The organism is Micromonospora sp. AB353 (genome assembly GCF_049538395.1).
Taxonomy (GTDB): domain Bacteria; phylum Actinomycetota; class Actinomycetes; order Mycobacteriales; family Micromonosporaceae; genus Micromonospora; species Micromonospora aurantiaca.
Genome location: NZ_JBMVFV010000029.1, coordinates 1 through 11,362, shown reverse-complemented (window position 1 = coordinate 11,362; position 11,362 = coordinate 1). Strand labels below are relative to the sequence as shown.

Below are 11,362 nucleotides of genomic sequence, written 5' to 3'. Positions count from 1 at the left end.
TCATCCCTTCCGGTCCAGCCCGGGCAGCACCCGCAGGCGCCCGCGGGCCGCCGCGCCGATGCGGACCCGGGGCTCGGCCGTGGCCCAGCGGTCCACGCTGCGCCGCAGCGACGTGATCGCCAGTTCGTCCAGCGACACCCGGTTGGAGTCGACCCGTCCGGTGTCGTCGATCTCGTTGGCGCCGATCTCCCGCAGCATGACCGCGCCGCGCTCGCCCGCCGAGGGCCGGCGCAGGTCCAGCACCTTGAAGTTCGTGCCGGGCAGGAACAGCACCCGGTCCTCGACGTGCTCGTCCCCCTCCGGTTCCAGCAGGCTGGTCCGGCGGGCGGTCATCGACCAGATCAGTACGTCGGTGTCGCCGTCCTCGGACGCGCACGGCTGGGTCAGCGCGTTGACGAAGCTCCAGTCGGTGACCAGCCGCCGGTCCTGGTAGAGCGCCCACTCCCCGTCGGTCGGCGACAGCCGGTAGACGGTGGTGCCCCGGAACGACGGCATCCGGGAGACCCCGGCGACCACGCACCGCGCGAACGGCACGTGCGGTCCCTTGCGACCGGAGCGCAGACCGGCGTCGACGCCCGGTCCCCGGCCGGTCAGGTAGAGCCGCAACGCGACCGTGTCGGCGAGCACGTCCTCCGTGGACACGCCGGAACCCTGCATGCCCGGGTGCTCGGACATGATCCGGGACACCGAGCTGGCCATCACGTCGAACTCGCGGCTGAGCGTGCGGCGCAGCCAGGCACGCTCGTCGGCCAGCCCCTTCTTCTCCGAGAGCAGGGCACCGGCGCCGGCCGAGGGCACCGGCTGCACGCGTGCCTCGGCGGCCACCTCCGACGGTTCGGCGGCCTCCGACGGTCCGGCATGCTCCGCAGACGGCGCGTCCGACGGCTCGGCAGGTGCGGCGGGCTCGGCGGATGCGGCCGGCTCGCCGGTCCGCGCGGGCGCGGCCACCGGCGACGGACCGGCTCCGGCGGGCGGCAGGTCGACCGCGACGACCGGCATCGACGGCGGGGCCGCGACCGGCGCCGCCGGCCCGGCCGTCACCGGCGGGGCCGCGAGCGCATGGCCGAACCCGGCGGGCATGGTCGGCGGCGCCGGCTCGCCGAAGCCCGCCGGCCTGGTGGGGGGCGCGGGGTACGCGTCGCGCCCGGGGTCCTCGACGGGTGCCGCCGAGGGCCCGTCACCGGAGTCGGCGACGACCACCGGCTCGACCGGCGACGTGGGTGCGGACACCACCACGGGCGCCACCGGCGGCGCTGCCGGCAGTGGCACCGCGGGTGGAGGCGGCAGCTCGGGCACGAGCGGCACCGGCTTCGCCGCAGACGGCTCGGACAAGACAGGCGGTGCCGGCAGCTCGGAGACGAGCGGCACCGCGGGCGGGGCCGGCAGCGTCGTCACGACCGGCGGCGGGGGCAGTTCGGAGACGACCGGAGGCGCCGCCGGCAGCGGCACCGCGGGCGGATCCGGTAGCGCGGACACGAACGGCACCACTGGCGGAGCCGGCAGTTCGGAGACGGACGGCGCGGCCGGCGGCGGCAGCGGTGCGGGCGCGGCCGGAAGCGGTACCGCGGGAGGTGCGGCCGGCTGCTCCCGGTCGGCGGGGACGGCCGGGACCGGGGCGGGAACGGCGACCACCACGTTGTCCGCCGAGGGTGGTGCGACAGGCGCGGGCGGGGTGGCCTCCACGTACGCGGGCACCGGCGCGGTCGTGCCCACCGCCCGCGTCTCGGCTTCCAGGTCGATGACCACCTCGGCCCGGCTGGCCGGTTTCGCGCCGGGCACCAGCACCGACGCCGGCATCAGCGCGCGGCTCGTACCCGCCATGCCGTCGACGCGTGCGGCCAGGTCGAGCGCCAGTTCCCGCATCCGGTGGGCGGTGGAGTGGACGGTGTCGTCGAAGACCAGCGTGCCGCTGCCCGCGTCGAGCATCGCGGACCGGACCTGCTCGGCGTTCCTCGGCTCGACTGTGGAACGTACCCAGAGACCGGTCTGCACCACCTCGACCACGGCGCCGGGTGCGAACCAGTAGACCCGGGGCGCGACCTCCTCGGCGCCGGGCAGCGGCGGGCGGTGGCTGAGCACGGCGGGCCGGCGGGCCCGCGAGTTGGGGTGCGCCCGGGGCGTGTAGGACAGTTCGAGCGCGTACGGTGCCCAGCCGAACGCGCCGTCCGGCAGCACGGTGCGGATCTCGTACCGGTGGGGGCTGCCGATCGGTACGCCGGTGTAGCAGGTGACGTCGGTGTTCAGCAGGTCGGCGAGCGCCTGGCCGAACGCCTCGCCCTCGGGCATGCGGACCTCGCCGAACTGCACGAAGCGCACCCGCTGCCGGTTCTCCTCGTCGAGTCCGCGCCAGAAGCGCACCACGTCGTCGAGCGACAGCGGCGGCGTGCCGGGGCAGCCCAGCAGCACGGTCATGGTCTCGGCCTGGCAGGGCACGTACGCGGTGAGCCGTTGCCGTTGCGGGTCGACCACCTGCGGGTCGCGGTTGCTGTGGATCCAGACCCCGGCGGGGATCGGCTCGATCTCGGCGGTGGCGCTGGACGGCCGGGTGTCGACCGCCGCCCGGTCCCATCGCGGCGTCGGGTAGCGCTTGGCGTCCCAGGCGGGCGGACGGCCGGGCCGGAACCGCACCCAGCCGCTGCCCGGGGCGGAGTGGACGAACAGCGTTCCGGCGGAGCCGCGTACCAGGTCGCCGTCCGGGGCGATGACGGTGCGGTTGAGGCGTTCGGAGAGCCACTGACCGGCCATCGCGGCGGAGTTGCCGGGCCGGCCGCAGGCGATGAGCCGGATGCCGCGGCGGCGGCGCGGCAGCACCCCGGCCATCGACTCCCACGCGCTGATCGGCATGCCGTCGCCGAGGTCGAGCACGACCACGTCGTTCTCCGCGTCCTCGATCATGGACAGCGCCAGCGACTGGGCCTCCGGGCTGATGGCGTCGTCGGCGTGCACCACCAGGGCGTTGCCGACGGTGTGCTGGACGACGCCCTCGGGGCGGTCCTTGCCGCCGCCGAACAGTTCCCGGAACCGGGTTGCCATGATCGACCTACCCCACTTCTGCGGCCGCGAGGGCCCTCATGCTCAGCGCCGGGCCCTGCGGCACCAGCGCGAGCAGTTCTCTCGGGAAGGGAACGTTCACGACCCGGTCGAGTCTGAGCGCCCGTACCGCGTCCTGGTCGCCGATCGGGTACGCCTTTCCGTCGTCCGCGATGTACGTGGGCAGGGGTTGCGCCGCACCGGAGCCGACCGGAGCCGGGAGTGCCGCCATGCCGCTGCCGGGCGCGGTGAGCACCGTCGCGCGGCCGTCGGGGCGGACACCGGAGCGGGCCAGCGGGGCGAGTACGGCGGTGCTGTCGAACCGCGTCCCGTCGACCGCGCTCTGGCGCAGGCACAGCGCGTACGGGCCGGGTTCCTGCGGGGTGAGGCCGGTCAGGTCGGGCAGGCGGGTGAGCAACGACCGGTCGGCCGACATCCGGGCCGCGGCGAGGTCGGCGGCGCTCAGCTCCACCGGCTCCTCCCCCGAGGTGGCGGTGGCGAGCAGGAACTCGGTCCGGCTCAGCGGCGCGAGGCCGTCGCGGCGCAGCACCAGCAACTGTTCCGCGCCGGTGTCGGGCCGCTGCCGGAACAGCGTGCCGATCGGGTACGTCCGGTCGCCGACCCGCCCGGAGCGGCCCGCGCCGGGGATCGTGGCCGGGGCCAGGTCCGGCCCGTCGGGCAGGAAGTCGAGCCAGTCCTGCGGGGCGGGCACCTTGCGGGTGGTGGTGGCGCCGAGCGCGACGAGCACCGCCGGGTCGGCGACCCGGTGCCTGCGGCCGGCGGTCACCAGGTAGGTGGGTCCGTCGGCGGCGCGGACGACGGCGAAGCGGTCGGCCGGCAGCGCGACGGCCTCGGCGCGCGGGTCGAGGTTGAGGCCGAGCCGGTCGCCGGGTTCGTCGGTGACCGAGCCGGGCAGGCAGGCCAGCCAGGGGCCGGCGACCATCTGCCCGGTGGCGACCGACTGCGGTGCGCCGTCGATGCCGATCGACGGTCCACGCGGCACGTCCTTGATCGACTCCTTGGAGATGAGCTTCACGGTGGCGCCGCTGCCCTGGATCAGCATGGCCGAGGTCAGGTTCGGCGTCGGGCGCAGCACGCCGTCGAGGTAGACGTACCGGTTGCCGCTCTCCTTCTCCACCAGGATCACGCCGCTGCGGGTGTACGCCTTGCTGCCGCCCGGGACGATCCATCCGTAGACGGCGAAACCGGCCACGACCAGGACGCTGATGAGCACGCCGAAGGCCAGGCCGGTGACGGCACGCTGGCCGGGAATCTCCGCCGTGGACGGGTCGCCCTGCACGAGGGCGGAACTCAGCCGGCCCATCATGAACTGGTGGGCGTGGACGTGGTCGCGCTGGGTCTGCACGGCCGGCTACCCGAAGAGTCCGCGGGCCCAGGCGTAGAGCCCCAGCACCTGGGCGAGCACCGGCAGCACGGCCAGGCCGGTGGCGACGTCCAGCCCGCCGGCGGTGTACTCCCAGAACGGCAGCATGCGTCGCGGCCACGGCCGCAGCGCGGCCATCACCAGCGGCACCAGGAGGGCGACGAGCCCGCCGAGCAGGACGTACCGGCCGGTCGGGGCGAGCTTGTCGGAGAACATCAGGGCCACCATGAGGTAGCCGACGGTACCGGCCGCGACCAGGGCGATCCGCTGCCAGAACCCGAAGAAGGTACGCGAGCGCAACAGGATTGCACTCGATGTCACCAGCACGAGCGTCCACCCGGACCAGCCCGGCGCCCGCATGGTGTGGTGCATCAGCACCGGCAGGACCAGCGCGGACGCGGTCATGCAGGCGGTCAGGTACGTGTCCGCCTCGTCGGCGCGCGACTTGACCAGGTCGGAGTCCTCCGGCTCGATGTCGTACGACATGTCGGCGCCGGTCTTCGGTAGCTGCGGTCCGCGCAGCCGGGCGAGCTTCACCGCCGCCCGGGGTGCGATCACGATCAGCACCAGGATCACCGACACCGCCACCGCGGACACCTGCGGCGCGGTGAGCGCGAAGCCGTCACCGGCCAGCAGGACGAGCGCCACCATCGCGGCGGTCAGCGCGACGATCAGCAGCGGGGCGAACGGCATGACCGGTGTGACGGTCCGCTGCGCGATCAGCAGGAACGCGGCCACCCCGACGACCGCGACGGCGGCGGCCAGCCCGGCGGTGGCGGTCCAGGCCACGCCGTCCGGGTCACCGTCGACGGCGCTGGACGCGGCCACCGCCGCGAAGAACGCCGCGCCGCCGCCGAACAGCAGCGGAAACGCGCCGTCGGTCTGCTGGCGGGCGCTGACGATCGCCGCGGTGAACAGCCCGGCCGCGAGCACCGCGCCGGCGACCACCTGGGGCAGCACCGGGCCCCGGTCCACGAGCACGGCGGCGATCAGGCCCATCGCCACCAGGGAGAGCACCAGGAACAGCACCCGGCGGTACTCCGGCTGCCACCTGTCGGCCCGCCTGTTGACCACCGTGGCGACGCCCTCGGCCAGGTCGTCGAAGTCGAGTTCGGGCAGCGGATCCTGCGCCGGGCGCAGGTGCAGTTCCTCGCCCTCCAGCCAGTCCAGGCTCTCCGGCGTGCCGGACAGCTCGAACGGCGCCTGGCCGAGGCGTTGCAGCACCCACGACTCGTCGGGCACCTCACCGTCGGGCACCCGGGCCAGGTCGGTGGTGTGCCGCACCAGCAGCGGCATCAGGTTCGCCACCGGCATCCGGGCCGGTACGGCCAGATCGGCCCGGCGCGCCGGGCCGATCACCGTGATCCGGCACAGTTGGTCGTTCAGCGCTGCGGTCACCAGCGAGCCTCTCTCATCGGGCCGTGTCCGACACGAAACCGGTCTGCATCAGGCGTACGCCGCGCCGGGTGACGAGCTGGGCGCGTCCGGGCGGCAGTTGGCGGGGCTTCGCCTCGCCGAGGAACTTGCCCTCCTCCTTGGGGTAGGAGAAGAGCGTCGCGGGCGTGCCCAGCTCCCACATCCGCCGGATCACCGGGTCCATCAGGGCCCGCATCGCGCCGGAGGTGCTGCGCGCGACGATCACGTGCAGGCCGATGTAGGCGCCCTGGGCCAGCAACGGCAGGAGCGGGTCGAGCGTCGAGCCCATCCCGGTGCTCTTCGTCATCAGGTCGTAGTCGTCGACGATGACGAACAGCTCCGGGCCCTCCCACCAGTCGCGCTTGCGCATCCGCTCGGACGAGACGTCGGCCCCGGGCATCCGCCGGTTCATCGACACCGACGCCTGGCCGGCCAGCTCGTGCATCTTGTCGCCGGTGAACGCGAAACCCACCTGGTACGCGGCGCCGATCGCGGTGTCCAGGTCGCGGCGCGAGTCGCCGAGCACGACCTTCGCCCGCTCCGGCGGGTAGTGCTGCTGGATGGACCGCAGGACGAGCCGGAGCATGTTGGTCTTGCCGGTCTCGCTGTCACCGAGGACCAGCATGTGCGGGGTGGCCATGAAGTCGTGCCAGACCGGGGCGAGACGCTGCTCGTCCTGACCGATGACGAACTTGAAGTCGGACTCGGGCGGCGGCAGCGTCTCGGCCATCAGGTGCGCCGGGAGCATCCGTACCGGCGGGGCGGCCGGGCCGGGCCAGAACGTGCCGACCTCCTCGACCACCGACTTGGTCGCCTCGGCCAGGTCGCCCACCTCGGAGCTGCCGTCCATCCGGGGCAGCGCGGCCAGGAAGTGCAGCGCGCCGCCGGTGAGGCCGCGGCCGACCTGGTTGGGCACGGTGGCCGCCTTGCGGGAGCCGTGCTCGGACTCCATCGCGTCGCCGAGCCGCAGCTCCAGCTTGGTGCCGAGCAGATCCCGCATCCAGGTACGCAGCTCCGACCAGCGGGTCGCGGTGACGATCACGTGCACGCCGAAGGACAGGCCGCGCGAGGCGAGTTCCTGGAACTTCTGCTCCAGCTCCTGGAAGTCCTGCTTCATCGTGTACCAGCCGTCGATGACCAGGAAGACGTGCCCGAAGCCGTCCTCGATCACCCCCTCGGCGACCTTGGCCAGGTAGGTGGACATGGAGTCGAGGCCGTGCCGCGCGAACTCGGCCTCGCGCCTCTCCATGACCTGGAGGACCTCCTCGACCGTCCGGACGACGCGGTCGCGCTCCATCCGGGTGGCGATCGAGCCGACGTGCGGCAGGCCGGCGATCGAGGCGAGGCCGCCGCCGCCGAAGTCGAGGCCGTAGAACTGCACCTCGCGCGGCGTGTTCGCCAGCGACAGCGCCAGGATCAGGCTGCGCAGCAGCGTCGACTTGCCGCTCTGCGGGGCGCCCGCGATGCCGACGTGGCCGTCGGCGCCGTTCAGGTCGACCACCAGCAGTTCGCGCAGCTGCTCGGCGGGCCGGTCCACCACACCCACCGGCACCCGCAGGCCACCCTGGACGGCCGGATCGTCGATGGTCATGCCGCGGACCGGGTCGGGCAGCACGCTCGGCATGAGCGAGTCCAGGCTGGGCGCACTGGACAGCGGCGGCAGCCAGACCTGGCGGGCCGGCGGACCCGAGCCGGCGAGCCGGTCCAGCAGCACCTCGACCAGGCTGGGCCCGTTCGCGTCGGCGGCGGGCTCCTCGACCTGCTCGGCCGGGCGTTCCGGCCCGGGGTCGTGGCGCACCGCGACCTGCCGGGTGGTGAACGGCACCACGTCCGCGGTGGGCTCGTCCCCGGCGTCCGCGACGCCGTCGCGGCGTCCACTTCCGGTGTACGCGCCGGAGACGTACGCCGCTTTGAAGCGCACCAGGTTGGTGGTGTCCACCTTCAGGTAGCCGTTGCCGGGCTCGGGCGGCAGCTCGTACGCCGCGCCCACGCCGATCACCGACCGTGACTCCATCGAGGAGAACGTGCGCAGCGCCAGCCGGTACGACAGGTGTCCCTCGACCCGGTTGATCCGGCCCTCGTCCAGCCGCTGCGAGGCGAGCAGCAGGTGCACGCCGAGCGACCGGCCGAGCCGGCCGATGGACACGAACAGGTCCATGAACTCGCTCTTGCTGGACAGCAGCTCGCTGAACTCGTCCACGATGATCAGCAGCACCGGGAACGGCACGAGCTGGGCGCCGTTGCCACGCGCCTTCTCGTAGTCGAACAGCGAGGCGTAGCCGCTGGCCCGCAGCATCTCCTGCCGCCGGGTCATCTCGCCGTTGAGCGCGTCCTGCATCCGGTCGACGAGCGGCAGCTCGTCGGCCAGGTTGGTGATCACCGCCGAGGTGTGCGGCAGCTTGTCCATGCCGAGGAAGGTGGCACCGCCCTTGAAGTCGACGAGCACCAGGTTGAGGATCTCCGAGCTGTGCGTCGCGGCCAGGCCGCAGACGAGGGTACGCAGCAGCTCCGACTTGCCCGAGCCGGTGGCGCCGATGAGCAGGCCGTGCGGGCCCATGCCGCCCTGCGCGGACTCCTTCAGGTCCAGCTCGATGACCTCGCCCTCCTCGGTGACGCCGATCGGCACCATGAGGCGGTTGCGCTGCGGCGTCCGGGTCCGCCACAGGGCCTGCACGTCGAAGGTCATCGCGTCGCGGATGCCTAGTAGCGTGGTCAGCTCGAAGCTGGTGTCCAGCGGCTCGTCGGAGACCTCGAGGGTGCCGCTGGTCCGCTTCGGCGCGATGATGCGGGCGAGCGCCTCGCACTGGGTCCGGTCCAGGCCGTCCCGCTTGGCCGAACCGGTCGTGGCACCGGCCGGGAACTCCACGACGTCGTCGGTGACCGTCAGCCGCAGCACCTTCGGGCCGCCGGGCATCGCGCCGGTCAGGTCGAGCAGCACCACGTTGCGGATGCCCGCGCCGAGCAGACGGGAGCTGTCCGGCAGGTCCACCAGGTGCGCGACGATCACCAGGAACGGCTCGCTGGTGGTCGGCTTGACGGCCCGGTCGTGGTCGCCCCGGTCGGTGATCTCCGGGCCGAGCATGTCCATCAGCGCGTCGTGGCTGCCGGCGAACATCCGCACCGGCCCGGCCGCGTCGTACGCGGTGGGGTGGGCGTTGTGCGGCAGCCACTTGACCCACTCCCACGGGCCCCGGTGCACCTCGGCGGCGAGCACCGCGATCCGCAGTTCGTCCGGGGCGTGGAAGGTGGCGAGCTGCGCGACCATGGCGCGGGCCAGGTCGATCGCCGGGTCGATCGCGCCCTCGAACTCGACGCTGGTGAAGCTCGGCAGGCCGACGGAGGTGGGGATGCCGGACACCGTCCGGTACGCCTCGGAGAACCGGCGCAGCGAGATCGACGACAGCGGTTCGAGGTCCTCGATCGGCTTGGTGGACGGCGGGTTGAACGTCAGCATCGCGGTCTGCCGGCCGAGACCGATACGCACCCGGCCGAAGTCGTCGTGGCTGGGCCGGCGCTCCCACAGCCGGCTGCCCATCGCGATCGACCACAGCCAGCCCGGCTGCGGGTTGTTCCACAGCACGTGCCGGCGCTGCTGGTCGGCCGCCTCACGGGCCTGCTTGCGCAACTGCCCGATGTAGCGGAGGAAGTCGCGCCGCTCGCCGCGCATCTTGCGCTTGCGCTCGGCGGCCGCGCGGCCGATCTGCATGACGCCCATGAGCAGCATGCCGCCGGCCATCGCGCCGCCCATCACGTACATGATCGGGGTGCGGTTGTAGAGGCCGAACATGGCGAGCATCGCGCCCATGCCGAGGCCCATCGGCACGACCATCGCGAACGAGCGGAAGTCGAGCGGGGCCTCCTCCGCCATCAGCGGCGGCTCCTGGAGCTCGATCGAGCCTTCCGGTGCCTCGGGGCCCGGCGCGCGGGGCGGGCGCTTGACGGTGACCGTACTCATCCGAGCGTCCCCGCGTCGGCGCCGTCGCCGCCCCAGACGGTGCGCTCCTGGCGCAGCAGCTTCACCGCGTAGCGGTCGTTGCGGTAGCGCTCGGCCACCTTGACGTCGTCGTCCTCCTCGGCCTGGCGCTTCTTCTCCTTCTTCGCCCGCTCCTCCTCGTCCCTGCGGCGTCGCTCCTGCTCGGCCCAGAACGCCTCGGCTCGGGCGGCAGCCGCCTTCTCCTCGTCGGCGAGCGACGCCGTGAACTCGGCGTCGCTGACGCCGGGCTCACCGCACCGGGGCATCTTCTCCAGGTCGGCGCTGAAGAAGTCGAGCGTGCCGTCGGACGGCCGGGGCGCCTTCACGGGCGCGACCCGCCGCCACACGGCGCGCGGGGGCTGCGGTGTCTCCGACATGGTCACCCTTCCCTGCCGTCGTCCGCTGACGGGCCGGTCAGCCAGTCGGCGTCGCTGAGGTCGTCCCAGCCCGCCGTGTCGTCCGGGTCGTCGTCCGGACGGACCACCGGCACGTGGTCGTCGGCCGCCGGCCGGGCGCGGTCACCGCCCCAGACGGCGTCGTCCTCGCGCAGGCCCGCGGCGGGTTCCCGGCCGGTGCCGGGCTCGCGCTCGTCGTCGCGACCGGAGCGCGCCCGGACCGTACCGGCCCGCGCCGGGTCGTCGGGGTCCGCGCCGGACGCCGCGCGGCCGGACGCCTGGGGACCGCCGACTCCGGCGACGGCGGCGGCGCCGGCCAGGCCGAGCGCGCCGGGGACCGCGACCGCCACCTCACCGTCGGCCACGACCGCTGTCCTCCGCTGCGTCCCCTCCGGACTGCCACCGCCCGGCGAAGGCGGTTGGTTCGGCTGCGCAGGCGAGTTCGGCTGCCCGGACGGGTTCGGCGCGGCCGTCTGGGCGGGTGGGCCCGCCGCCGGACCGGGCGCGGCGGGCAGGCCCGGCTGGCCGACGATCACCGGAGCCGCCACGACCCCGCCGACCACCGGCGGCACGACGGCCGCGGGCGGCTCCACGGCCGGGGACAGGTCGACCACCGTCGGCACCTCCACCGCCGTCGGCGGCACGACCACTTCCGGTACGGGCACACCCGGCGTACCGCCGGTGCCGGACACGGGTGCCGCCGCAACGTCAGGCGCGGCGGGTTCCTCGGCGGCGGCCTCCGGCACGCCCGGATCCGGGCCGGCAGGCGGACCGTCCGGCTGCGGGCCGGGCACGTCGACGACCGGCGCGGAGCCGTCCAGGCCCGGGCCGCCGGCCGCGGTGCCGTCGCCCGGCGCGCAGTCCTCCGGCCGGGCCGAGGTCCAGCCGGTCTCGTCCGGACGGATCAGATCGGATGCATCCGGTGCGGTACGTGGTGTGGTGCCGGCGGGCGCGTGGTTGCCCGGCGGGCCGGCCATCGGCGGCAGCACACCGCCGACCGGTGCCGTCACGTCGGTGCTCGGGACCGTCACACCGGTGCTCGGCGGCACGGCGGGGACCGGCTCCACCAGTCCGGCGCCGCCGGTGCCCGCTCCCGCAGGCGCCTGCGGCGTACCGGCGTCGGGGGTCGACGGACGCCAGTCGTCGGGGTCCGCCTCGATCAGC

5 protein-coding genes and 1 pseudogene are annotated in these 11,362 nt (G+C 74.1%); all 6 read right to left on the bottom strand.

Going from position 1 to position 11,362, the window contains the following annotated elements:
• Complete coding sequence (locus ACPCK6_RS14585) at window positions 1-3,033, bottom strand: hypothetical protein (protein ID WP_423481356.1); 3,033 nt, start codon at window positions 3,031-3,033, stop codon at window positions 1-3.
• Between the two features lie 7 nt (window positions 3,034-3,040).
• A complete protein-coding gene (gene eccB, locus ACPCK6_RS14580) occupies window positions 3,041-4,396 on the bottom strand; it encodes a type VII secretion protein EccB (RefSeq protein WP_318334591.1) in 1,356 nt (451 codons plus the stop codon).
• Window positions 4,397-4,402: 6 nt separating this feature from the next.
• A complete protein-coding gene (gene eccD, locus ACPCK6_RS14575; RefSeq protein ID WP_318334592.1) occupies window positions 4,403-5,812 on the bottom strand; it encodes a type VII secretion integral membrane protein EccD in 1,410 nt (469 codons plus the stop codon).
• Window positions 5,813-5,825: 13 nt separating this feature from the next.
• Complete coding sequence (eccCa, locus tag ACPCK6_RS14570; protein ID WP_423481355.1) at window positions 5,826-9,785, bottom strand: type VII secretion protein EccCa; 3,960 nt, start codon at window positions 9,783-9,785, stop codon at window positions 5,826-5,828.
• Window positions 9,782-10,180, bottom strand: a complete 399-nt coding sequence (locus ACPCK6_RS14565; protein WP_318334594.1) for a hypothetical protein — start codon at window positions 10,178-10,180, stop codon at window positions 9,782-9,784. The genes eccCa and ACPCK6_RS14565 overlap by 4 nt, the downstream gene beginning before the upstream one ends.
• Window positions 10,181-10,182: 2 nt before the next feature.
• Window positions 10,183-11,362 (bottom strand): annotated as a pseudogene (locus tag ACPCK6_RS14560) (hypothetical protein); the annotation flags it as partial.

What these genes read in the sequence shown, in the direction of transcription:
- ACPCK6_RS14585 (WP_423481356.1), bottom strand. Translation starts at nt 3,033, where the DNA reads ATGGCAACCCGGTTCCGGGAACTGTTCGGCGGCGGCAAGGACCGCCCC.
- eccCa (WP_423481355.1), bottom strand. Translation starts at nt 9,785, where the DNA reads ATGAGTACGGTCACCGTCAAGCGCCCGCCCCGCGCGCCGGGCCCCGAG.
- ACPCK6_RS14565 (WP_318334594.1), bottom strand. Translation starts at nt 10,180, where the DNA reads ATGTCGGAGACACCGCAGCCCCCGCGCGCCGTGTGGCGGCGGGTCGCG.